Here is a 23,757-nt window from a genome sequence, read left to right as displayed (position 1 = left end):
GATTTAAACTTCCGCGCTCTTCTCTGTGTCGCCGCCGTTTTTCTCGGCGAAGAACAGTAATTCGATCACCAGCATGACGGCACCGATACTGATCGCGATATCGGCGACGTTGAATACCGGAAAATGCCAGCTGCCGTAGTAGACGGAGATAAAGTCCCGTACATAGCCGAGCGACATCCGGTCCCACAGGTTGCCGATGGCACCGCCGAGGATCAGCGCCAGCGCGAATGGCTCCCAGCGCTTTCTGGCCGGCAGGCGCCACAGCCAGACGATGACCATGACGCTGAAACCCAGCGCGACAACGCCGAAAAACCAGCGCTGCCAGCCGCCCGCGTCGGCGAGAAAGCTGAAGGCCGCACCGTAATTTTCCGCGTAAGTGAACTGCAGCAGCCCGGGAATTATCTGCAGCGCCGGGCGCTGCATGAACATATCCACCGCCCACACCTTGGTGGCGATATCCAGGCCCACTACCGCCAGCGCCAGCCAGTACCAGCGCCAGGGGTGCCCCAGGGCCCGGATGCCATCAGCCCCATCAGGCATAGTGGCGCTCCTCGCCGCTGCCGGCCACATTGTCCACGCAACGGGAACAGATTTCCGGGTGCTCGGGATTCGCACCGACGTCCGCCCGGTAGTGCCAGCAGCGCGCGCATTTGGGGTGGTCCACCTTGCGCACTGTGACCTTGAGTCCGGGCAGCTCGGTCACCTCGGCACCGGCCGCGTCGCTGAGCGGCTGTACCGAGGTGGAGGAGCAGATCAGCACGAAGCGCAGCTCGTCCTCCAGCTCGAGCAGTTTCTCACGCAGGTCGTCGTCCGCGTACAGGGTCACTGCGGCCTGCAGTGAGCCGCCGATATTGCCGGCCGCGCGCTGCTCTTCGAGCACCTTGTTCACCGCGGCTTTCACCTTGGCGATGGCAGCCCAGTAGTCGGCGCCCTTGCCGAACTCCGCCGGCAGTTTCGGCAGCGGGTACCACTCCTCCAGGAAAACGCTCTCGGCCTTGTCGCCCGGAATAAACTGCCACAGTTCCTCGGCGGTAAAGCTCAGTATCGGCGCTATCCAGCGCGCGAAGGCCTGCACTATATGGTACAGCGCCGTCTGTGCCGAGCGGCGCGCGACGCTGTCTTTCTGTGTGGTGTACTGGCGGTCCTTGATGATATCCAGGTAGAAACCGCCCATGTCCACCACGCAGAAGTTGTGCAGTTTCTGGTAAATCTGGTGGAACTGGTAGCTGTCATAGGCGGCGACGATTTCGTCCTGCAGGCGCGCGGCCCTGTCCAGCGCCCAGCGGTCCAGGGCCAGCAGCGCCTCTTCCGGCAGCAGGTCCCGCGCCGGGTCGAAGCCGGCCAGGTTGGACAGGAAGAAGCGCGCGGTGTTGCGCAGGCGGCGGTAGGAATCCGCGGTGCGCTTCAATATCTCGTCGGACACCGCCATCTCGCCGCTGAAATCGGTAGCGGCGACCCAGAGGCGCAGCACGTCGGCGCCCAGCTTGTTGATCACATCCTGGGGCGCGACGGTGTTGCCGATGGACTTGGACATCTTGCGCCCCTGGGCGTCCACGGTGAAGCCGTGGGTCAGTACCTGCCTGTAGGGGGCGCAGTCGTTGATCGCGATGGACGTCTTCAGGGACGACTGGAACCAGCCGCGGTGCTGGTCGGAACCCTCGAGATAGAGGTCCGCCGGGAAGCGCAGGCCGTCGCGGCGCTCCAGCACCGCGTAGTGGGTCACGCCGGAATCGAACCAGACATCCAAAGTGTCGGTAACCTTCTGGTACTGGTCGGCCTCTTCGCCGAGCAGCTCGACCGGATCCAGGTCGAACCAGACATCCATACCCTCGGCGTCGACGCGCTCGGCCACCTTGTCCATCAGCGCCGGGGTGTCCGGGTGGATCTCGTGGGTCTCCTTGTGCACGAACAGCGCGATGGGTACGCCCCAGGTGCGCTGGCGGGAGATACACCAGTCCGGGCTGGCATCCAGCATCGCGTCGATACGCGCCTTGCCCCAACCGGGAATCCACTGCACCTGGTCGGCGGCCTTCTGCGCGTGATCCAGCAAGTCGTTCTGCTGCATGCTGACGAACCACTGCGGCGTCGCGCGGTAGATCAGCGGCGTCTTGGTACGCCAGCAGTGCGGGTAGCTGTGCACCAGCTTGTCCTCGCACAGCAGCACGCCCTTCTCTTTCAGCAACGCGACAATTTTTTCGTCCACCTTGTACACGTGCTCGCCGGCAAACAGCGGCACCGTATCGCGGTAGACGCCGTTCTCGTCCACATAGTTGAGGGTGTCGATACCGTAGCGCTTGCCCACCAGGAAGTCGTCCGGGCCGTGGTCCGGGGCCGTGTGCACGCAGCCGGTACCGGCGTCGGTGGTGACATGCTCGCCGAGCACGATCGGCAGCTCTTTGTCGTAGAAGGGGTGATTGACCTTCAGGTGCTCCAGGGCCGCGCCGCGGATGCGGCCGACAAGGGTGCCCTCCAGGCCGGCGCGCGCCAGCACTGCATCCTTCAGGTCTTCGGCCACCAGCAGGCGCCTGTCGCCCGCCTGCAGTACCACGTATTCCAGCTCGGCATTGACCGAAACCGCCTGGGAAGAGGGCAGTGTCCAGGGCGTCGTGGTCCAGATGACCACGGACAGGGGGCCGTCGCCGGCGTGGCCGCCGGCGGCGTCGGCGATCGCCAGCGCCGTCTCCTCGGTCACCGGGTAGCAGACGTCGATGGAGTAGGAGGTCTTGTCCTGGTACTCCACTTCCGCTTCCGCCAGCGCCGAGGCGCCGACCACGCTCCAGTAGACCGGCTTGAAGCCGCGCGCTAGGTGGCCGTTTTTCACGATGCGGCCGAGGGCGCGGATGATGTCGCCCTCGAACTGGTAGTCCATGGTGCGGTAAGGGTTGTCCCATTCGCCGAAGACACCGAGGCGAATAAAGTCCTTCTTCTGTCCCTCCACCTGCTTGGCGGCGTATTCGCGGCACTTCTGGCGGAAGGTCTTGTGGTCCACCTTGCTGCCGGCCTTGCCGATCTTCTTCTCCACCCGGTGTTCGATGGGCAGGCCGTGACAGTCCCAGCCGGGCACATAGGGGGCGTCGAAGCCGCTCAGAGTCTTCGACTTGACGATGATGTCCTTCAGGATCTTGTTGACCGAGTGACCGATATGGATATCGCCGTTGGCGTAGGGCGGGCCGTCGTGCAGGATAAACTGCTCGCGTCCGGCGCGCGCCGCGCGGATCTTTTCGTAGAGCTTGCCCTCCTGCCATTTCTGCAGAATCGCCGGCTCCCGCTGCGGCAGGTTGCCGCGCATCGGGAAATCGGTCTCGGGCAGATTCAGAGTCGCTTTGTAATCGGTCATTGGGTGTCTGCTTAGATATAGACGATTGTGAATTTTGTCGGGGCGGAGCTCGTGTTCAACCCTACGGGTGCCGTGCGAACCAGGCCTTGGCGTCCTCGATATCCTGGGCGATGCGCGCCTTGAGGATCTCCAGCGACGCGAACTTCTCTTCGTCGCGCAGCTTGTGGCAGAACTCCACCGCCAGTTCGCGGCCGTAGAGGTCGCCGTTGAAGTCGAACAGGTTCACCTCCAGCAGCGGCTGCGCGCCCTCCCCCTCCACGGTCGGGCGGAAACCGACATTGGCCACGCCGTCGATCTCCCGGCGGCCGGTGGCCAGTTCCGAGCCATCGGTCGCGGTAGTGCGCACGGTATAGACGCCCACCAGCGGCGAGCGGTAGCGGTGCAGACGCACATTGGCGGTCGGCGCGCCCAGCTGGCGCCCCAGCGCCCTGCCCGGCGCCACGCGCCCGGTGATGCGGTAGGGCTTGCCCAGCAGCGTCTCGGCCAGCTCAAAGTCCGCGGCCTGCAGCGCCTCGCGGATACGCGTACTGCTGACCCGCGCGCCGCGGATCTCCACCGTCGCCGTGTCCTCGACGGTGAATCCAACGCCGGCCCCCACCCGCTGCAGCAGGCGGAAGTCGCCGCTGCGGTCGCAGCCGAAGCGGAAGTCGTCCCCGACCACCAGATGGCGGATGGCCAGCCCCTCGACCAGCACGCGCCGGATAAAGGCCTCGGCACTGAGACCGCGCAGCCGCTCGTTGAACTGCAGGCACAGTACCCGGTCCACGCCGGCCTCGAACAGGGCCAGTACCTTCTCCTTGAAACGCATCAGCCGCGCCGGCGCCCGCTCGCCGGAGAAAAACTCGTGGGGCTGGGGCTCGAAGATAATCGCCACCGACGGCACACCCAGCTCGCGCGCGCGCTGCCCGAGCTGCGCGATGATGGCCTGGTGGCCGCGATGCACGCCGTCGAAAGAACCGATTGTGGCCACACAGTCGCGGTGGCGGGGGCGCAGGTTGTGCAACCCGCGAATCAGTTCGCGTCTCTCTTCCCGCTCTAGGGCCAAGGCGGTCTTCCCATCCTTTTAAAATCGAGCGGCGCAGTATAGCGGATAAGTGGTTGGCGGTCAGTGGCCGGCGCGCGCAAAGGCCTGCCGCAGCGCGGATCAACTGGTGGCGCGGAAGTGGCGCGGCCTGAGGCCCGAGGCCAGCAACACCAGCACATAGCTGGCCCCGCCGCCGGCGACCAGCACCCCCATGCGCCAGGCGCGCTCCAGCCAGGACCAGTCGCTCCAGTCCGACCAGTAGTACAGCGCCAGCAGCAGCACCCCGACCATCGCCAGGTTTGCCACCAGCAGCCGCAACAGATAAGCCCCCCAGCCCGCCTCCGGGCGGTAGACATCGTCGCGGCGCAGCCCCTGGTACAGCAGCCAGGCGTTGATCGCCGCCTGGCAGGCGGTGGCCAGCGCCAGGCCCATATGGCCGAGTTTGAAGTAGTGGTTCAGCGGAATCACGAACGCCAGACTCAGGACCATCTTCGCGGCAATCGCGATCAGGCCGAAGCGCACCGGTGTATAGGTGTCCTGGCGGGCGAAATAGCCCGGCGCCAGCACCTTGATCAGCATAAAGGCCAGCAATCCCAGCGAGTAGGCGCGCAGCGACCAGGCGGCCATCTCCATATCCCGCGGCTGCATGCGCCCGTACTGGAACAGGGTCGTCAGCAGCGGCTCCGCCAGCACCAGCAGCGCCACCGCCGCCGGCAGCGAGATCAGCGTCACGCTGCGCAGCGCCCAGTCCAGCGTGTGGCGAAAGCGGCGCGGATCGCCGCCGGCGTGCTGGCGCGACAGGTTCGGCAGAATCACCGTGGCCACCGCTACACCGAAGACCCCCAGCGGCAGCTCGGTCAGGCGGTCGGAAAAGTACAGCCAGGACACGCTGCCGGTGGGCAGGAAGGAGGCCAGCACCGTATCCAGTACCAGGCTGATCTGGGTCACAGACACGCCGAAGATGGCCGGCGCCATCAGGCGCAAAATCTTGCGCACCCCCGGGTAGCGCCAGTCCCAGCGCGGCCGCGGCAGCAGCCCGTGGCGCATCAGGAAGGGCAGCTGGAACAGCAGCTGCACCACGCCGGCGGCGAAGACCCCCCAGGCCAGCGCCATGATCTGCGGCTCGAACCAGCCGGCGGCCAGCGTCGCCGCCGCGATCAGCACCAGATTCAGCAGCACCGGCGTCAGCGCCGGCACCGCGAAGCGGTCGAAGCTGTTCAGAATGGCGCCGGCGAATCCGGTCAACGAGATCAACATCAGATAGGGGAAGGTGATACGCAGCATATCCGCCGCCAGATAGAACTTCTCCCGCTCGCTGCCGTCCCACCACCAGCCGAATGCGAAAATTCCCGCCACCAGCGGCGCGCAGAGCACCCCGAACAGAGTCACCAGCAGCAGGGTGCCGCCCAGCGCCCCGGCGACGCGATCGTTCAGCGCCCGTGCCGCGGCGATACCGCCCTTCTGCCGGTACTCCGCCAGCACCGGCACGAAGGCCTGGGAGAAGGCGCCCTCGGAAAACAGGCGGCGGAAGAAGTTCGGAATTTTGAAAGCCACAAAAAAGGCGTCCGCGGCATCGCCGGCACCGGCAAAACGGGCTAAAACCATGTCCCGGGCCAGCCCCATGATCCGGGACAGCATGGTGGCGCCACCGACGATGGAGCTGCCGCGCAACAGCCCGGATGCGCCGGACTTTTCGCTCGGATTTTCCTGGCTGGCGGACGGCTGCGGCAAAACGGCGACTCCTGCATCAAACGCGGTAGAGATTCTGTGGCCGGCAAGTCTACACCGGACGCGGGAAAACGCCGAAATGCCAAATAGGCCCTACGACCTTTGGCGCGCCAGCCTATACTCAAGTTGAGCTAGTGGCGCGCCCCGAGGGAGACTGGCGGCGTAAGGAGATACGGATGACCATCAACGCATTGATTATCGCTCTGGCGCTGGCAATTGTGCTGTATGTCGCGGTAGCGCTCGGGCCCCGCCCCCAGCGTGTGCGCGTGCGCATAGACGCACCCCGCGACAGGCGCTACCGCCGCCACCGCTAGCGCTCCCGGGAGACGGGTGGATACGGCGAGGCCGCCATATTTCGCCACAATTGCGCTCGAGTTCGCCACTCGGGTGCCACGCCAGCGCCTCCTTGCGGTTTTTTAATAAGTCTCGACCGGGCCGGAAACAAAAGTTGGCCCCAGCAACGAGACTCGATAAAACCGCAAGGAGAAGAAAATGAAAAAAGTATTGATGGCAGTCACCCTGGGCTCTGTGATCGCTACCGGCGCCCAGGCAGCAGAACAGAATCGCGAGTTCAAGGGATCGAAACTGACACCGGCCAAGCAGGCCACCGTTTTCACCGGCGCCGCCGTCGCGGGCGCCGCAGTGGGCGGCCCGGTCGGGTTTATCGCCGGCGCGCTCGGCGGTGCCTGGCTCGGCGAGCAGATCAAACAAGCAGAAGAGGCAGACATGCTGGCGACACAACTGACAGACAGCCGCGCGGAACTCAGCAACCTGGCACAACAACTGGACGCGGCGCGCCTGTCGGCCAACGACGCGCAAGAGCTGGCGCTGGACTCACTGCAATTTCAACTGCTGTTTACCACCGGCGACGACCAGCTGCAGGAGGGCCAGCTGCGCCAGTTGAGCGCCCTGGCGGATTTCCTCAACCGCCACCCCCACCTGCAGGTACGACTGGAGGGACGCGCGGATCCCCGCGGCAGCGACGGCTACAACAACGTGCTGTCCGACCAGCGCGCCCTGTCCGTACAGCGCGCCCTGGAAGCCTACGGTGTGGAGGCCTCCCGCATCAGCCGCCGCGCCCTCGGCGCGACCTACTCCCAGGCCCCGCGCGGCGACGCGGACGCCTACGCGATGGAGCGCCGGGTGGATATCCTCTTCAACCTGCCCGAGTCCATGGCCGGCCACTTCTGAACCGCGAGAGATGTCGCGCGCGGACTGCAAATCCGCCGCGACCGCCCGCCCAACTCCCTCAGCGCAAACCCTGTTGTACTTGCGGGCGCCCGGCGCCCGCTTTTTTGATTTTATGGAATGAGTTCGTGCATGATTCCGAGCCAGCATAAAAATCAACCGGAAACCGCCATGAGTGCCACCATCGCCATCGTCGAAGACGAGCGCGCCATTGCCGAAAACTACCGCGACGCCCTGCGCCGCAGCGGCTACCGGGTGGAGCTGTACGGCTCCCGCCCCGAGGCCCTGGAGGCCTTTCGCCAGCGGCTGCCGGATCTGGCGGTCATCGACGTGGGCCTGGGCGCGGAGATCGAGGGCGGCTTCGAACTGTGCCGCGAGCTGCGCGCCATGGCGCCGAGCCTGCCGATCCTGTTCCTGACCGCGCGCGACTCGGAACTGGACATCATCTCCGGCCTGCGCCTCGGCGCCGACGACTATCTGACCAAAGACATCTCCCTGCCCCATATGCAGGCGCGCATCAACGCGCTGCTGCGCCGCGTCAGCGTGCTGCGCGATCAGAGCGACGCGGGGGAAACCCTGACCCAGGGCAAGCTGGAGCTGGATATCTCGCGCCTGCACTGCCACTGGGGCGGCGAGCGGGTGGACCTGACGGTGACCGAATTCTGGATAGTGCACGCGCTGGCCAAGAGGCCCGGCCACGTGAAGTCCCGCAGCCAGCTGATGGAGGCGGCGCGCGTGGTGCTGGACGACAACACCATCACCTCCCATGTAAAGCGTATCCGGCGCAAGTTCCAGGCCCTGGACAGCGAATTCGACGCCATAGCCACCGCCTACGGCATGGGCTACCGGTGGCAGGTCTGAGTCCGCCGCCGGCGCCCGCCAACATTGCGCCGACTACAGACGGTGACAAGCCGTGAAGCTGCGCCGCCAACTCCTGCTCGTCAGCCTGGTCTCCCTGGCCCTGCCCTGGGCCGGTTGCCAGTATCTGCGCCAGGTGGACGACGCGCTGGCGCAGGGGCAGATGCAGGCCCTCGAAGCCACCGCCAGCGCCGTGGCGGCGCGGCTCGCCAGTGCACCCGAGCTGATCGCACCGGATCCGGCGCGCCTGGGGCGCCCGAGCGGCGCCCAGCTGTATCTCAACCCGCTGCCCCAGGCGCCGATACTGGACGGCTACGGTGACGATTGGCGCCAGTTGGGCCTGCCCGCGCGCGAACTCGAGGACGCGCACGGCGCCCCGCTGGCCCAGCTCACCCTGGGCCAGTTCGACGAGCACATCTACCTGCTGCTGACCGTGGCCGACGGCACCCCCGCCTACCAGGATCCGCGCACCGGCCTGCTGGCCAGCGGCGACGCGGTGGAATTGTTCACCGCCGAACGCCGCTATCTGCTGCCCGTCGCCAGCCAGGGCGCGGCCCGCGCCCTGTGGCACAACCCCAGGCGCGGCACCTATGAGCGCGAGCTGCGCCTGCGCGGCCGCTGGACCTCGTCGGCGCGCGGCTATCAACTGGAACTGGCGCTGCCCTACCGGCTGACCGGGGGCGCGCTGGCCATCGGTGTCAGCGACCGCAGCCGCAGCGACGGCGCCCCGCCCGAGCGCAGCGCAAGCACCCTGCCCGCCGACGGCCTCCCCGGCAGGCTGGTGCGGCCCCTCACCGGACTGCAGGCGGAACTGGACCACTTTGCGCGGCCGCAGCTGCGCCTGGCGGTGGTGGACAGCGAGGGCTTCCTGCTCGCCAGCAGCGGGCAAATGGAAACGGCGCCCGCCGGGGACGGCGGCCAGTCCTGGCTGCGCGGCTGGATCTACCGCCGCCTGCTCGCCCGCGAGGCGCTGCCGGCCCTGCCGGATGGCGCCCTGCCGGAATCCCTGGCAGCGCCCGCGACCCGCGGCAGTACACAGCAGTGGTTCCGCGGCCCCTGGGACAGCCGTATCGGCGCCGCCAGTGTGCCGGTGATCACCCGCGCCGACGATATCGTCGAGCGGCCGCTGCTCGGGCGCGTGGTGGCGCTGCAATCCGGCGCCGCCCTGCAGTCCCTGACCGAGTCCGCCGCACACCGCCTGTGGCTGGTGAGCTGCGCCGCCGCCGGCGCCGCGCTGTTGCTGCTGCTCGGCTACGCCAGTTGGCTGTCCTGGCGCATCCGCCGCCTGCACCGGGCCGCGCGCAACGCCGTGGACGCGAACGGCAAGCTGCGCGGCGACTTCCCCCGCTCGCGCATAGGCGACGAACTGGGCGCCCTGAACCACGCCTTCGCCAGCCTATTGACGGAGCTGGACCAGTACCATCACTACCTGCGCACGCTGGCGAGCAAACTGTCCCACGAGCTGCGCACGCCGCTGGCGGTGGTGCGCTCGTCGCTGGACAACCTGGCCGCGGGCGACCTGGACGGCGACAGCCGCCGCTACGCCGAGCGCGCCATGGACGGCAGCGCGCGCCTGTCGGGCATACTGAACAGCCTCTCCGCCGCCAGCAACCTGGAGGCCGGCATCCGCCAGGCGGAGTTCGAGGACTTCGACCTGGCGGATCTGCTCGAAGTGCTGGTGCAGTGCTACGGCGATGCCCACGGCGGACACCAGTTCGCACTCAGCAAGCCCCCGGGGCGGCTGCCGGCCCGGGGCGCGCCGGAGCTGCTGGCGCAGCTGCTGGACAAGCTGGTGGACAACGCCTGCAGCTTCGCCCCCGAGGGCAGCACCATCACCCTGGCGGTGCAGCGGGGCAAGGACGGCTACCGCCTGTCGGTCGAGAACGACGGGCCGCCGCTGCCGGAGGGCTATGGCCGCAAACTGTTCGACTCACTGGTATCGGTGCGCGACGACGGCGGCAAGGCCGGCCACCTGGGCCTGGGCCTGCATATCGCCAGGCTGATCGCGGACTTCCACCGCGGCCGACTGACCGCGGCGAATCGGGAGGACGGCAGTGGCGTCATCTTCACTTTCGAGCTGCCCGCCTGACGGTTTTAGCAGGACGGCACCGGTGCCGAGGCCTTACTACCGGCGGCTTCCCGCCAGACCTTTCACGGCCATGGATGGCCGTGGAGAGCGTACAGGGACGTATTCACAGCGTGTCTTGCGGGAAGCCGCCGGTAGTAAGGCCACCCCGAAGCCAGATCAGAAGAAGCGGGCCAGGGCCCGCAAACCGAGGCGGGGCCCGGCGCTGCCAGCGGTTGACAAACAACCAGCCGTGGCGATAATGTCGCGTCCCGATCGGGCCCCAGGGCCTGTTAGTTACAGATTTATTGAGATTCCAGACAGGAGCAACCGGTGGCCAACTCACCTCAAGCGAAGAAACGCGCGCGCCAGAACGACAAGCGCCGCAAGCACAACGCCAGCCTGCGCTCCATGGTGCGCACCTACATCAAGAAGGTAGTTGCGGCCATCGATGCAGGTGACGCGGAAAAAGCCAAGACAGCCTACGCGGAAGCGGTGCCGGTTATCGACCGCATGGCGGACAAGGGCATTATTCACAAGAATAAGGCCGCCCGTCACAAGAGCCGCCTGAACGCACAGATCAAGGCTCTGGCAGCTTAATCTCCGCCGCGCCAAGCGATCCAAAAGCCCCGCAACAGCGGGGCTTTTTCGTTGGCGGCGCGCCTATTCGAGCAGACTTGCACCGCCGTCATCCAGCTTTTGCGGGCGCCGCCAGTAGTTGAACTGCGGCGTCCAGTCCGCCTCCCCCATACCCGCCAACCCGAGCAGACTCCACAGAGCGCAGTAGATATCTCCCGGACCGAACACACAGCTGTTCTTGCGGTAGATGGCGCCGCCATCGCACTCGTAGACGACAGCACCGGGCATATTGCCCTGGCCGGACGCAACCGTCTGCTCGCGGATATAGTCGCCACCGCCGTGTGAGGCCAGGCGGAAACGCCAGCCGCGACTGTTGGCGAAGTTGCGCTGCACTTCCGGCGCGTCTTTCGATACCAGCACCACCGACATGGCCGACTCCAGGTGCGGCAGAAGCCCATTGAAACCGTCCGCCCACAGGGTGCAATAGCGGCAGCCCTGCCCCATATTGTGAATCAGCAGCAGCCGTTCGCGCCCGGCGAACAGGTCAGACAGCGAGACCTCGCCATCGAGGGTGGAAAAGGTGTAGTTCGGCACCGCTTCACCGCGGTGCGTCTTACGCAGTTCGTTGAGCTTTTGTATCAGCTCGAAGATCTGCTGCTCGGTTTGCTGGATTTCGTCCACGGCACGCCCCCTGCGGCTGACTGTCGAGCCGACAGATTAACCCCTGCCGCGCGCGAGCGTGTGCGGGAAGGTGCAATCCAGCGCCTTTTTTGCCGCCGCCGGATAGCTACAGCAGTATCAGGTTGTCGCGGTGGATCAGCTCGTCGTCGTCGCGATAGCCGAGCAGTTCGACGAACTTCTCCGACGGCTGGCCGAGTATCTTCGCGGTTTCGCCGCTGTCGTAATTGGCCAGACCGCGGGCTATCTCCTCGCCGGCGCCATTGCGGCAGGAGACCAGTTCGCCGCGGCGGAAGCGCCCTTCGACGGCGGTGACACCGACCGCCAGCAGGCTCTTGCCACCGGTGCGCAGCGCCGCCTCGGCGCCGCCGTCCAGGGTCAGGGCGCCGCGCACCTGCAGCTGGCCGGCCAGCCAGCGCTTGCGCGCGGTGAGCGGATCCGCCTCCGGCAACAGCAGCGTGCCCAGGGGTTCACCGGCGTAGACCCGCTCGATCACGCCCTCGCGCGCGCCGCCGGCGATCACGGTGCAGGCGCCGGAGCGCGCCGCCAGCTGTGCCGCGCGCACCTTGGTGGTCATGCCGCCGCGGCCGAGGCCGCTGCGGGAGCCGCCGGCCATGGCCAGCAGCTTCGGGTCCGCCGCCGAGGCCTCGCCGATCAGCTCGGCCCCGGGATTGTCGCGGGGATCCTGGGTAAAGAGACCGTCCGCGTCGGTCAGAATCAGCAGCACATCCGCCTCCACCAGGTTGGCCACCAGCGCCGCCAATGTGTCGTTGTCGCCGAAACGGATCTCATCGGTGACGACTGTGTCGTTTTCGTTGACGATGGGAATCGCGCCGAGGGAGAGCAGGGTGCGCAGGGTGCTGCGCGCGTTCAGATAGCGGGTGCGGTTGGAGAGGTCGTCGTGGTCCAGCAGTATCTGCGCGGTGCGGCAGTCGAACTGGCCGAAGGCGTGCTCATAGATCTGCAGCAGATGGCTCTGGCCTATGGCGGCGGCCGCCTGCAGCTGGTGGATGGACTCCGGGCGGCGGCGCCAGCCGAGGCGGTCCATACCGGCGGCCACGGCACCGGAGGAGACCAGGATCACCTCGATACCGCGGCTGCGCAGGGCGGCAATCTGCTCCACCCAATTGAAAATGGCGGCCCGGTTTACCCCCCGACCGCCGTCGGTCAGCAGCGCGCTGCCGATCTTGATAACCCAGCGCCTGCCCGAGGCGAGCCGCTGGCGAGACGATGCGGAATCCATTTCCCCTCCCCACCCCCTCCCCCGGCGAGCGAGGAGAGGAGAAAAACCAATCAGTGTCGGTATTCTATATCGACATCGTGGTCATCGTCGTCCCAATCGTCTTCATCACCCGCCTTGGCGGCGCGGCGCTTGGCGCGCTGCGCCTCGCGCAGCTCGTCGATGCGCTCGCGCGCCTCGCGTTGCATCTGGCGCTGAGCCTCCAGCTCCGCCTCGGCCAGCGCCGGATCCTCCGCCTCGGCCTCCCTGCGCGCCTCCAGGTAGTCCATCAGGCGCCCGCAGAGCGCGCCGGTACCCTCGCCGCGTATCGCGGCGACGCGGAATACCGGCCCCTGCCAGCCCAGCGCGTCGACGATCGCGTCGCAGCGCTGATCCAGCTCCGCCGCCGGCACCAGGTCGGTCTTGTTCAGTACCAGCCAGCGCTCGCGCCCGGCCAGGGTCGGACTGAAGCTCGCCAGCTCGCGCTCTATAGCGCGGGCGTTTTCCACCGGGTCCGAGCCGTCGAAGGGCGCCAGGTCCACCAGGTGCAGCAGCACCCGGCAGCGGGTCAGGTGCTTGAGGAAGCGGATACCCAGGCCGGCCCCCTCGGCGGCGCCCTCGATCAGGCCGGGAATATCGGCGATCACGAAGCTGCGGTGCCTCTGCACCTGCACCACGCCGAGACTCGGCACCAGGGTGGTAAAGGGGTAGTTGGCCACCTTGGGCTTGGCCGCGGACACGGCGCGGATAAAGGTGGACTTGCCGGCATTGGGCAGACCGAGCATACCCACGTCGGCCAGCACCTTCAGCTCCAGCTTCAGGTTGCGCTCCTCGCCGGGGGTGCCGTTGGTGGTCTGGCGCGGCGCGCGGTTGGTGCTGGACTTGAAGCGGGTGTTGCCGAGGCCGTGGAAACCGCCCTGGGCCACCAGCAACCGCTCGCCCGCGACGGTCATATCGCCGAGGGTCTCGCCGGTATCCACGTCGATCACGGTGGTGCCCACCGGCACCTTCAGCACCAGGTCCTCGCCCTTGGCGCCGGTGCAGCTGCGGCCGCGGCCCGGCTCGCCGCTCTGGGCGGCGTAGCGGGTCTGGTAGCGGTAGTCCACGAGCGTGTTCAGGGAATCGTCCGCCTCCAGATAGACGGAACCGCCATCGCCGCCATCGCCACCGTCCGGGCCGCCCTTCTCGACAAACTTCTCGCGGCGGAAACTCAGGCAGCCGTTACCGCCCTTGCCGGCCTGCACGTGAATGGGGGCCTCATCGACAAATTTCATGCTCACTCCACCGCCAGCGCGGTTATTTTCCTATGCCGCAGTGTAACCTGCGCAAAACTGTTCCACCTGTCGCGAAACGAAAAAGCCCCGCTGTGGGCGGGGCTTTTACGAAGCTTGAGCTCAGAACCGCTTAGGCAGTTTCGATGGAAACGAACTTGCGGTTGTTGGGGCCCTTCACCTCGAACTTCACAACGCCGTCCGCGGTCGCGAACAGGGTGTGGTCCTTGCCCATGCCAACGTTAACGCCGGCGTGGAACTTGGTGCCGCGCTGACGCACGATGATGTTGCCTGCGGTTACAGACTGGCCGCCAAAGCGCTTCACGCCCAGGCGTTTACTTTCGGAATCGCGACCGTTGCGCGTACTACCGCCAGCTTTCTTGTGTGCCATGAGTCGTTACTCCTCTGCTTATGCCTTGATGCCAGTGATTTTAACTTCGGTGTACCACTGACGGTGGCCCTGGCGCTTCATGGAGTGCTTGCGGCGGCGGAACTTGATGATCTTCACCTTTTCACCGCGGCCGTGGCTGACCACTTCCGCAGTCACCTTAGCGCCGTCTACTACCGGGGCGCCGATGTTGATCTTGTCGCCGTCGACGACCATCAGCACTTTGTCGAAATCGATGGACTCGCCGGTGGCGACTTCCAGCTTCTCCAGGCGAAGCACTTCGCCCTCTTCTACGCGGTGCTGCTTGCCACCGCTTTCAATTACAGCGTACATATCTCTATGCTCCGAAATGGACGACACGAAGCAGCGGGAGGACACCGGCTAAGACCCGGTAGTCACTGCTCCGCATTTTGGGAGCTTGCGCCGTGTTGTTAAACGTCTGCCGCCCGCGACCCGGGGTCGGCGGAAACGGGGCGCAGATTCTAATCAATTCAACCGGTTGATACAATAGCGGCCCTTCGCCGCGCGGATGCCTCCGCAGCGGCCGTCTCAAGTAGTATAAGGAACCCAAGCATGCTGCCTTTTCACCGGGTCGCCGCCGACGATTTCGCCGCGGTCAACCAGCGTATCCTCGACCAACTGCACTCGGACGTTCCCCTGGTGGAAAACATCGGCCACTACCTGGTCGAGGCCGGCGGCAAGCGCCTGCGGCCGCTGCTGGTACTGCTGTGCGCCCGCGCCGCCGGCTACAGGGGCAGCGATCATATCGACCTGGCGACGGTCATCGAGTTCATCCACACCGCCACGCTGCTGCACGACGACGTGGTGGACACCTCGGACAGGCGCCGCGGCCGCCTGACCGCCAACGCCAAGTGGGGCAATGCCCCGGCGGTACTGGTCGGGGACTTCCTCTACTCCCGCGCCTTCCAGATGATGGTGGCGCTCGGGAATATGGACATCATGGCCATCCTCTCCGACACCACCAACACCATCGCCGAGGGCGAGGTGCAGCAGCTGGTCAATGCCGGCGATCCACAGGTGAGCGAGGACAATTATTTCACCGTGATCCACAAGAAGACCGGCGCCCTGTTCGAGGCCGCCTGCGAGACGGCGGCGGTGCTGGCCGGCTGCTCGGGCGAAGAGCGCCACTCCCTCAAGCTCTACGGCCGCAGCCTCGGCCTGGCCTTCCAGCTGGTGGACGACGCGCTGGACTACCGCGGCGACCCCGAGGAACTGGGCAAGAATGTCGGCGACGACCTGGCCGAGGGCAAGCCGACCCTGCCGCTGATCTACACCATGGCCAACGGCACCGCCGCCCAGGCGGCGCTGGTGCGCGCGGCGATCGAGCGGCGCAGCGCGGACAAGCTGAGCGAAATTGTCGAGGCCATCGAGGCCTGCGGCGCACTCGACTACACCATGGACAGGGCACGGGCGGCGGTGGATGACGCGAAGAATCATCTGGCATTTCTGCCGGAGGGGGAACAGAAGGCGGCGCTGCAGCAGCTGGCAACTTTTGCGGTGGAACGGACGGTTTAACGCCTACCCAGGGGCTTAAATCGTAGGGGCGAACCTTGTGTTCGCCCTTTTTGTTCTTGGTAATTTGCGCCCCCTGGGTGCTCTGTTCCAGCACCGTGGCGGCAAAGCACTGGGTGTACCATTTCGAAACCGCTGTGAATACATCCCTGTACGCTCCGTCGGCGACATCCCTGTCGCCGACGGTTTCGAAATGGTACACCCAGCACTTAGCCTGCAATTCGGACTACGGAGCGTTGTACGCAAAGTTCTGACAGGCGACATTTCTAATTAGAATGATCGTAATGCGAAGGTCCTGATGCCGGTGGCTGTTTGCCAGACCTTATGAGGCATGGATGCCGATTAGAGCGTACATGGACGTATTCACAGCGTGTCTGGCAAACAGCCACCGGTAGCGGGGCCGCCACCAAATTGTCTACGAAGCACTGAACGAAAAAGGGCGAACACAAGGTTCGCCCCCACATTCGGCCTCGCAGCCATAGTTAACCGCGAATCAACTGCAACAATTCCTCGGTCTTCTCCTGCATCAGCGCCGCATCCCCGCGGGATTCGACGTTCAGGCGCACCACCGGCTCGGTGTTGGACATGCGCAGGTTGAAGCGCCAGTCGGCGAAGGCGACGCTGAGGCCGTCGACATGCTCGACACTGTCGGCGTCGGGACCGTACTTATCCTCGGCCGCCTTCAGCAGCGCCGCCGGATCCTCGACCTTGGAGTTGATCTCGCCGGAACAGGGGAAGGCGGCCATGCGCTCGCCCACCAGCTGTGACAGCGGCTTGCCGCTGCGGCTGACCAGCTCCGCGACCAGCAGCCACGGAATCATGCCGCTGTCGCAGTAGGCGAAATCGCGGAAGTAGTGGTGCGCACTCATCTCGCCACCGTAGATGGCGTCCTCCTTGCGCATACGCTCCTTGATAAACGCGTGACCGGTCTTGCTCTGTACCGGCTCGCCGCCGGCCGCGCGGACGATATCCTGGGTGTTCCACACCAGGCGCGGGTCGTGCACCACTTTCGCGCCCGGGTGTTTCACGAGGAAAGCCTCTGCCAGCAGGCCGACCACGTAGTAGCCCTCGATAAAATCGCCGTTCTCATCGAAGAAAAAGCAGCGGTCGAAGTCCCCGTCCCAGGCGATGCCGAAGTCGGCGCCGCTCTCTTTAACGGCGCGCGCAGTGGATTCGCGGTTTCCCGGCAGTATCGGGTTGGGGATGCCGTTGGGGAAATTGCCGTCCGGCTCGTGGTGTACGCGCACGAATTCGAACGGCAGATGGGGCGCCAGCGCGTCCACGACGCTGCCGGCGCCGCCGTTGCCGGCGTTGACGACCAGCTTCAGCGGCTTCAGCTCGGAGACGTCCACATAGCCGAGCAGGTGCTGCACGAAATCCGCGCGGTGCTCGTAGCGGGCCAGGTCGCCGCGCTTGTTCACGGGGGTGAAATCGCCCTCCTCCGCCAAGCGCTTGATATCCAGCAGGCCGGTATCGCCGCTGATCGGGCGGCTGCCGGCGCGCACGAACTTCATGCCGTTGTAATCCATCGGGTTGTGACTCGCGGTCACGCAGATGCCGCCGTCGGCCTTTTCCCCTGAAAACAGGCCGTGGAAGGTGGCGAAGTAGACCTCCTCGGTGCCGCACTGACCGATATGGAACACATCGGCGCCGGCGTCGCGCAGCCCCTCGGCCAGCGCATCGGTCAGCTCGCCGCTGGTCAGGCGAATATCGTGGCCGACCACGACGCGCCGGGCGCCGAGGAACTGGGCGAAGGCGCGGCCGACGCGGTAGGCGATATCGGTGTTCAGCTCGTCGGGGACGCGGCCGCGCAGGTCATAGGCCTTGAAACAGGTCAGCTCGGTCACTTACTTCTTCTCCAGCTCGGCCTGCTCGGGCAGGTAGACGTGTTCGTAGACGTGGTTGGTGGCCTCGATAAAGCCGTCCACGGATCCGCAGTCGAAGCGGCGCCCCTTGAACGCATAGGCCAGCACACAGCCGCGCTGGGCCTGGGCCAACAGGGCGTCGGTGATCTGCACTTCGCCGTTCTTGCCCGGCGGCGTCTCGCGGATCAGATCGAAGATATCCGGGGTCAGGATATAGCGGCCGATGATGGCCATATTGCTCGGCGCCTCCTCGGCGGCCGGCTTCTCCACCATGTCGGTGACCTGGTACAGGCCCGGCTTGATCTCGTTGCCGGCGATAACGCCGAACTTGTGGATCTGGTCCTTCGGCACCTCCTCGACCGCAACGATGCTGCAGCGGAACTGCTTGTACAGCTGCACCATCTGCCCCAGCACACCCAGCTCCTCGTTCAGGCACAGGTCGTCCGCCAGCACCACGGCGAAGGGCTCGTCGCCCACCAGGCGCTGCCCCTGCAATATCGCGTCGCCGAGGCCGCGCATCTCGCCCTGGCGGGTATAGGAGAAGCTGGCGCTGTCGATGACCTTGCGCACGCACTCCAGGTATTTTTCCTTGCTGGTGCCGGCGATCTGGTGCTCCAGCTCGAAGTTGGTATCGAAGTGGTCCTCGATGGCGCGCTTGCCGCGGCCGGTCACGAAGCCGATTTCGGTCAGGCCGGCCTCGATAGCCTCCTCCACACCGTACTGCACCAGCGGTTTGTTCACCAGCGGCAGCATCTCCTTGGGCATGGCCTTGGTGGCCGGCAGGAACCGGGTGCCGTAACCGGCCACCGGGAAAAGACATTTTTTGAGCATTCTTGTCCCCAATACATACTTTCAATTGCGCTCCCCTGCGCAGGAAGGGCAACTTATCACAATTTGGTGACAGGGTTCACATACAGGCCATTACAGCGCAATCCCGTCATCGGGCCTCAAAGGCTGCGGCGAATATATTGCAGATTCGTGGCAGCTGGACCGGCAGCGGTCACAAATAGGACCATGACCGACTGGACAAGCTATGCTCAGACCTTAGAATGCCCGCTCTTGCAAAAGCGCCCAGTCTCTATGGCGCAAACACCCAACGACGGGGAAAAAATGAGTAATTTCGTTCAAAAAAGCAGCTACAGCAAAGAAGAGCTCCTGGCCTGCTCGCGCGGTGAGATGTTCGGCCCCGGCAATGCCCAACTGCCGGCACCCAATATGTTGATGCTCGACCGCATCACCCATATTTCCAAGGACGGCGGCGCCCACGGCAAGGGTGAGCTGATCGCCGAGCTGGATATTCACCCGGACCTCTGGTTTTTCGAGTGCCACTTCCCCGGCGACCCGGTCATGCCCGGCTGCCTGGGCCTGGACGCCATGTGGCAGCTGCTCGGCTACTTCCTCGCCTGGAAGGGCAACCCCGGCCGCGGCCGCGCCCTCGGTTGCGGCGAGGTGAAGTTCACCGGCCAGATCCTTCCGACTGCCAAGAAGGTCACCTACCATATCCAGATGAGCCGCCTGGTGGAGCGCAAGCTGGTGATGGGTATCGGCGACGGCAGCGTTTCCGTGGACGGCCGCGAGATCTACACCGCCAAGGATCTGCGCGTGGGCCTGTTCACCCGCACCGACAACTTTTAAGTCCGCTGCGAACCACTGCAGACAAAAAAATAACTAAGTACACTGTCGAAAAGCTTTACTGGAGATGACTATGCGCCGGGTTGCCATTACCGGAATGGGTATTACATCCTGCATCGGCACCAACACCGAGGAAGTGACCGCCTCTCTGAAGGCGGGCCGCAGCGGTATCCGCTACATGGAGGAATACCGGGAGCTGGGCCTGCGCAGCCAGGTGGCCTGCCCGGTGGATATCGACTTCAAGGAGCATATCGACCGCAAGGTGCTGCGCTTTATGGGCGACTCCGCCGCCTACGCGTACATTGCAATGAAGGAGGCTATCGCCATGTCCGGCCTGGAGGAGAGCGATATCTCCAACCCGCGCACCGGCATAGTGATGGGCTCCGGCGGCACCAGCACCCGCGAGATCATCGAAGCCGCGCAGACTCTGAAGGAAAAGGGTGTGCGCCGCGTCGGCGCCTACCGGGTGCCGCAGGTGATGGGCAGCACCGTTTCCGCCTGCCTGGCCACGCCCTTCAAGATCAAGGGCGTCAACTACAGCATCTCCTCCGCCTGCGCCACCAGCGCGCACTGTATCGGCAACGGCGCCGAACTGATCCAGATGGGTAAGCAGGACATCGTCTTCGCCGGCGGCGGCGAGGAGCTGGCCTGGAGCCTGACCCACCTGTTCGACGCCATGGGCGCCCTGTCCACCAAGTACAACGACAAGCCCAGCCGCGCCTCGCGCCCCTACGACGCAGACCGCGACGGCTTCGTGATCGCCGGCGGCGGCGGCTGCCTGGTGCTGGAGGAAATGGAGCACGCCAAGGCCCGCGGTGCGACCATCTACGCGGAGCTGGTGGGCTATGGCGCCACCTCCGACGGCTACGACATGGTGGCCCCCAGCGGCGAGGGCGCCACCCGCTGCATGCAGCAGGCGCTGGCGGGTATGGACGGCAGGGGGCTCGAGGGCCGGGTGGACTATATCAACACCCACGGCACCTCCACCCCGGTGGGCGACGTGGCGGAACTGAAGGCCATGCGCAGCGTATTCGGCGACGAGGTGCCGGCCTTCGCCTCCACCAAGTCCCTGACCGGCCACTCCCTCGGCGCCGCCGGCGTACAGGAGGCCATCTACTGCCTGCTGATGATGCAGAACGGCTTTATCGCCGCCTCCGCCAATGTGGAGAACCGCGACCCGGCCGCCGAGGGTATGGATCTGGTGACCGAGGTGCGCGAACAGGAAATCAAGCGCGCCATGTCCAACAGCTTCGGCTTCGGCGGCACCAACGCCTGCCTGGTGTTCGACAAGGTCTAAACCACAAGCGACCACAGTCGACATGTAGGGGCGAACCTCGTGTTCGCCCTACGGATCCGACCCGGTATCGAGATCAGGCCTTTTCAGCCTCCAACCGCTCCAGCCACAGCTCCACCTGCCGTGTCAGCCCCTGACGCCAGCTGCGCTGCTGTATACCGAATACGTCGCGCAGCTTGCCGCAGGCAAGCACCACGCTGTGGCCCTCCCCTTCGGACGGCAGCGCATCCAGCTGCGGGGAAAACTCCTCGTCGTAGAAGGACTGCGCCCGCTCCACCACCTCGCGGGCAAACTCCATTGCGGTGCAGCTGTCGGCGGCGCCATAGTGATAGACGCCGGATGGCGGCGCGCCGCTGGCCAGTTGCTGGGCCACGGCCACCGTGACCCTGGCCATATCCATCACCGTGGCCGGGCTGCCGCGACTCTGCTCGTCCAGCGCAATGTGCTGACGCGCCACCAGACCGCGCAGAATGCGCCCGAGCAGGGCGTCGTCGTTGCGATCCACCATCCAGCCGAAGCGCAGAATGGTCAGCTTGTCGTGCGCGGCCAGGGCCTGCTCGCAGGCCAGCCACAGGCGCCCGGTTTCCGAAGCCGGCTGCGGGGTGTCATCCTCGTCGTAGCGCTTGCGCGCCGCGCCGGGGAACACCTGGTAGGAGGAGAGGTGAATCAGGTAGCTGCACTCTTTCTGCGCCAGCGCCTCGCACACCTTCAGCGCCCTGGGCATGGCCTGCCGGCCGGCGCAGGCCGAGGCGTTGATGACGATCGAATGGGGGCGCAGCTGCTCCAGTTCGCCCGCCGCCAGCAACTGCACGCGAAAGCCGACGCGCTGCAGGCGTTTCTGCAGCGCGCCGTCGATTTCGTTGCCGGCAGCGATGATCGCGACGGAATCCGGCCGGTAGCCGGTGTGAAGCTCTGGCACAGGATACGCCGCGTCTTAGAAGGGAATGTCGTCGTCGAAGCTGTTGTCGAAACCGCCGGCGGGCGCCTGGCTGGAAGGCTTCGGCTGGTTGGTGGACGGCGCCATCGGCGAGGGCGCACTTCGGCCCTGGGCGAAGGAATCCGGCTGACCACCACCCTGCGGGTAGCCGCCGCCCTGATTCTGCGGGAAGCCGCCACCCTGCTGGTCGTAACCGCCCCCCTGATTGAAACCGCCCTGGTCGCCGCGGCCGTCGAGCATCTGCATCTCGCTGGCGACGATTTCGGTGGTGTAGCGGTCCTGGCCGGTGTTCTTGTCCTGCCACTTGCGGGTGCGCAGGGAGCCCTCGATGTAGACCTTGGAGCCCTTGCGCAGGTACTCGCCGGCGATCTCCGCCAGGCGGTTGAAGAACACCACGCGGTGCCACTCGGTGCGCTCCTGCTGCTGACCGGTCTGCTTGTCCTTCCAGGTCTCGGAAGTCGCCAGATTCACGTTGGTCACAGCGCCGCCGCTGGGCATATAGCGGGTCTCCGGGTCTGCGCCCAGATTGCCGATCAGAATGACTTTGTTGATACCCCTGGCCATGGCCCTCTCCTTCTTTCGCCCCGGCCTGCCGGGGCAATGAGTTAACTGTTTCAATGTACGGTCGCGGCAGCGCCGGCGACCAGTGTATTTTTATCCAGCAGCATACAACAGACGCCGCCGGTTAGTAAGCGCTACCCTTTAGCTCCCAGCGGCCCGTCCGCCCGCGTCAGCCACCAGAGCAGCGCCCACACCGCGAGCACCACAAGCCCCAGTGCGGCCACGGCAGCGGCGCCGCCGAGACCGAACAGGTAACCGCCGAGGCTGCCGCCGACAAAGGCGCCGAGGAACTGCAACGTCGCGTAGAGGCCGGAGGCCGCGCCGCGGGCCTCCGCCGGCGCCGAGCGGGTCAGCTGCGCCGGCAGCAGCGCCTCCAGCAGGTTGAAGGCGACGAAGAAGATCGCCAGCAACGCCACCAGCGCAAAGCCGTCGCCGGCCGGCAACAGCGCGACACTGCCGGCGGCCAGCCCGAGAATCGCCAGCCCCATCGCCAGCGGCACCCGCCCGCTGCGTTCGGCCAGGCGCATCAGCGGCAGCATGACCAGAAATGCCCCCAGCATCAGGGGCCCGTACAGCTTCCAGTGTTCCGCGCCGGGCAGCCCCAACCTGTCCACCACCGCCAGCGGCAGCGCGACGAACAGCGCCGTCAGCAGCAGGTGGGAAAAGAAGACGCCGCTGACCAGCTGCCAGATCTCGCCGCTGCGCAGCAGGCCGCGGAAACCGCCGCGATAGACCCCGGCGCTGCGCGCCCCCCGCGGCGCCGGCACCAGCCGCCACAACAGCAGCATCCCCAACAGCGCCAGCGCCATCGTCAGCCAGAAGATGGCCGCCAGGCCGCCGATACCGGCCAGCAGCGGCCCCAGTATCACCGCCAGCATAAAGGCCGCGCCTATGGCGCCGCCGATAACGGCCATCGCGATACCGCGATGCTCGCTGCGGGTCAGATCCGCCACCAGCGCCATGGTGGCCGCGGCGATGGCGCCGCAGCCCTGCAGCACGCGGCCAACGATCAGCCCGTAGACGGAATCCGTCAGCGCCGCCACCAAGCTGCCGAGGGCGAAGACCGCGAGCCCCACAAAGATCACCGGCTTGCGGCCCCAGCGGTCCGACAGCATGCCCAGCGGAATCTGCAGCAGCGCCTGGCTGAGGCCGTAGGCGCCGAGCGCCAGCCCCAGCAGCGCCGGCGTGCTGCCGCGGTAGTCGGCACCGTACACGGACAGCACCGGCAGCACCATAAACAGGCCGAGCATGCGGAATACATACAGGGAAGCCAGGCCCGCGAGGGCGCGGCGTTCGGTGGAGTTCATCGGAATCCCGGGACAACTGCAAACAGGGCGCGCATTGTAACAGCGGTGCACGAATTGGCTGTAGGGGCGAAGGCGTCCTGAATGCCTGGAGCGGTCGGAGAGAACCTTGTGTTCGCCCCGGGAGCGCCCGGGCCGTGACACCTGCCCAGGGGGGGGCTGCTATCGGTGGCCTTTTGCAGGACACGCCGTGAATCCATCCCTGGAGGCTTGTCGGACAGGTCCCCCCCGCCGACCATGCCTGCAAAAACCAACCAAACCAGGGACACCCCCACCAAACCAAAATCTTTTTTCCC

At 65.9% G+C, this 23,757-nt stretch carries 22 protein-coding genes; 8 read left to right on the top strand and 14 right to left on the bottom strand.

Annotated elements, in window-relative coordinates; translation table 11 throughout:
* Window positions 1-3: 3 nt before the first annotated feature.
* The 4 genes from lspA to murJ form a co-directional block, all read right to left on the bottom strand.
* A complete protein-coding gene (gene lspA, locus ACXAF3_RS15370; protein ID WP_475113196.1) occupies window positions 4-540 on the bottom strand; it encodes a signal peptidase II in 537 nt (178 codons plus the stop codon).
* The gene (gene ileS, locus ACXAF3_RS15365; RefSeq protein WP_475113195.1) at window positions 533-3,337 is read right to left on the bottom strand and encodes an isoleucine--tRNA ligase; all 2,805 of its coding nucleotides are present in this window, start codon (window positions 3,335-3,337) and stop codon (window positions 533-535) included. Before ileS ends, lspA begins: the two co-directional genes overlap by 8 nt.
* Before the next feature lie 61 nt (window positions 3,338-3,398).
* On the bottom strand, window positions 3,399-4,382 hold the full coding sequence (gene ribF / locus ACXAF3_RS15360) for a bifunctional riboflavin kinase/FAD synthetase (protein WP_475113194.1): 984 nt from the start codon (window positions 4,380-4,382) through the stop codon (window positions 3,399-3,401).
* 99 nt (window positions 4,383-4,481) lie between these two features.
* Entirely contained in the window at window positions 4,482-6,092 is a 1,611-nt protein-coding gene (murJ, locus tag ACXAF3_RS15355; RefSeq protein WP_475113193.1) for a murein biosynthesis integral membrane protein MurJ, read from the bottom strand.
* Window positions 6,093-6,265: 173 nt separating this feature from the next.
* Between murJ and ACXAF3_RS15350 the strand changes: the two genes are divergently transcribed.
* The 5 genes from ACXAF3_RS15350 (at window position 6,266) to rpsT (ending at window position 10,800) form a co-directional block, all read left to right on the top strand.
* Entirely contained in the window at window positions 6,266-6,403 is a 138-nt protein-coding gene (locus ACXAF3_RS15350; RefSeq protein ID WP_475113192.1) for a hypothetical protein, read from the top strand.
* Between the two features lie 178 nt (window positions 6,404-6,581).
* A complete protein-coding gene (locus ACXAF3_RS15345; RefSeq protein WP_475113191.1) occupies window positions 6,582-7,280 on the top strand; it encodes an OmpA family protein in 699 nt (232 codons plus the stop codon).
* 168 nt (window positions 7,281-7,448) lie between these two features.
* Window positions 7,449-8,138: a proteobacterial dedicated sortase system response regulator gene (gene pdsR / locus ACXAF3_RS15340; RefSeq protein ID WP_475113190.1), complete on the top strand. Its 690-nt coding sequence runs from the start codon at window positions 7,449-7,451 to the stop codon at window positions 8,136-8,138.
* A 52-nt stretch (window positions 8,139-8,190) separates the two neighbouring features.
* A complete protein-coding gene (locus tag ACXAF3_RS15335; RefSeq protein ID WP_475113189.1) occupies window positions 8,191-10,224 on the top strand; it encodes an ATP-binding protein in 2,034 nt (677 codons plus the stop codon).
* Between the two features lie 309 nt (window positions 10,225-10,533).
* Window positions 10,534-10,800: a 30S ribosomal protein S20 gene (gene rpsT, locus ACXAF3_RS15330; RefSeq protein WP_475113188.1), complete on the top strand. Its 267-nt coding sequence runs from the start codon at window positions 10,534-10,536 to the stop codon at window positions 10,798-10,800.
* Between the two features lie 63 nt (window positions 10,801-10,863).
* Here the strand turns inward: rpsT and ACXAF3_RS15325 are convergent, their stop codons facing one another.
* From ACXAF3_RS15325 to rplU, 5 genes are all read right to left on the bottom strand, one after another.
* Window positions 10,864-11,460 (bottom strand): DUF899 family protein, encoded by a 597-nt coding sequence (locus tag ACXAF3_RS15325; RefSeq protein WP_475113187.1) that lies wholly within the window; start codon window positions 11,458-11,460, stop codon window positions 10,864-10,866.
* A gap of 106 nt (window positions 11,461-11,566) precedes the next feature.
* Entirely contained in the window at window positions 11,567-12,700 is a 1,134-nt protein-coding gene (gene proB, locus ACXAF3_RS15320; RefSeq protein WP_475113186.1) for a glutamate 5-kinase, read from the bottom strand.
* A 50-nt stretch (window positions 12,701-12,750) separates the two neighbouring features.
* A complete protein-coding gene (gene cgtA / locus ACXAF3_RS15315) occupies window positions 12,751-13,950 on the bottom strand; it encodes an Obg family GTPase CgtA (RefSeq protein WP_475113185.1) in 1,200 nt (399 codons plus the stop codon).
* Window positions 13,951-14,080: 130 nt separating this feature from the next.
* The gene (gene rpmA / locus ACXAF3_RS15310; protein ID WP_475113184.1) at window positions 14,081-14,338 is read right to left on the bottom strand and encodes a 50S ribosomal protein L27; all 258 of its coding nucleotides are present in this window, start codon (window positions 14,336-14,338) and stop codon (window positions 14,081-14,083) included.
* An 18-nt stretch (window positions 14,339-14,356) separates the two neighbouring features.
* Complete coding sequence (gene rplU, locus ACXAF3_RS15305) at window positions 14,357-14,668, bottom strand: 50S ribosomal protein L21 (RefSeq protein WP_193166356.1); 312 nt, start codon at window positions 14,666-14,668, stop codon at window positions 14,357-14,359.
* A gap of 240 nt (window positions 14,669-14,908) precedes the next feature.
* On the opposite strand from rplU, the gene ACXAF3_RS15300 reads away from it, so the two are divergent.
* Window positions 14,909-15,871, top strand: coding sequence for a polyprenyl synthetase family protein (locus ACXAF3_RS15300; RefSeq protein WP_475113183.1), 963 nt, complete (start codon window positions 14,909-14,911; stop codon window positions 15,869-15,871).
* 479 nt (window positions 15,872-16,350) lie between these two features.
* On the opposite strand, the gene ACXAF3_RS15295 is transcribed toward ACXAF3_RS15300, so the two are convergent.
* Together ACXAF3_RS15295 and galU are read right to left on the bottom strand one after the other, a co-directional pair.
* Window positions 16,351-17,715, bottom strand: a complete 1,365-nt coding sequence (locus tag ACXAF3_RS15295; protein WP_475113182.1) for a phosphohexomutase domain-containing protein — start codon at window positions 17,713-17,715, stop codon at window positions 16,351-16,353.
* A complete protein-coding gene (gene galU, locus ACXAF3_RS15290; protein ID WP_475113181.1) occupies window positions 17,716-18,564 on the bottom strand; it encodes a UTP--glucose-1-phosphate uridylyltransferase GalU in 849 nt (282 codons plus the stop codon).
* Between the two features lie 279 nt (window positions 18,565-18,843).
* Between galU and fabA the strand changes: the two genes are divergently transcribed.
* Together fabA and fabB are read left to right on the top strand one after the other, a co-directional pair.
* The gene (gene fabA, locus ACXAF3_RS15285; RefSeq protein WP_475113180.1) at window positions 18,844-19,368 is read left to right on the top strand and encodes a 3-hydroxyacyl-[acyl-carrier-protein] dehydratase FabA; all 525 of its coding nucleotides are present in this window, start codon (window positions 18,844-18,846) and stop codon (window positions 19,366-19,368) included.
* A 70-nt stretch (window positions 19,369-19,438) separates the two neighbouring features.
* Entirely contained in the window at window positions 19,439-20,662 is a 1,224-nt protein-coding gene (gene fabB, locus ACXAF3_RS15280; protein ID WP_475113179.1) for a beta-ketoacyl-ACP synthase I, read from the top strand.
* Window positions 20,663-20,735: 73 nt separating this feature from the next.
* Here fabB and ACXAF3_RS15275 read toward each other — a convergent pair whose 3' ends face one another.
* The 3 genes from ACXAF3_RS15275 to ACXAF3_RS15265 all read right to left on the bottom strand — a co-directional run bounded on the left by ACXAF3_RS15275 (window position 20,736) and on the right by ACXAF3_RS15265 (window position 23,464).
* Entirely contained in the window at window positions 20,736-21,578 is an 843-nt protein-coding gene (locus ACXAF3_RS15275) for a sugar nucleotide-binding protein (protein ID WP_475113178.1), read from the bottom strand.
* A 15-nt stretch (window positions 21,579-21,593) separates the two neighbouring features.
* Window positions 21,594-22,160: a single-stranded DNA-binding protein gene (gene ssb, locus ACXAF3_RS15270; protein WP_475113177.1), complete on the bottom strand. Its 567-nt coding sequence runs from the start codon at window positions 22,158-22,160 to the stop codon at window positions 21,594-21,596.
* A gap of 131 nt (window positions 22,161-22,291) precedes the next feature.
* Window positions 22,292-23,464, bottom strand: coding sequence for an MFS transporter (locus ACXAF3_RS15265; RefSeq protein WP_475113176.1), 1,173 nt, complete (start codon window positions 23,462-23,464; stop codon window positions 22,292-22,294).
* Between the last annotated feature and the right edge of the window lie 293 nt (window positions 23,465-23,757).

Source organism: Microbulbifer sp. ABF4_143 (genome assembly GCF_056160225.1).
Note: the sequence above shows the minus strand (reverse complement) of the source record. Positions and strands in the feature narration are given on the sequence as shown.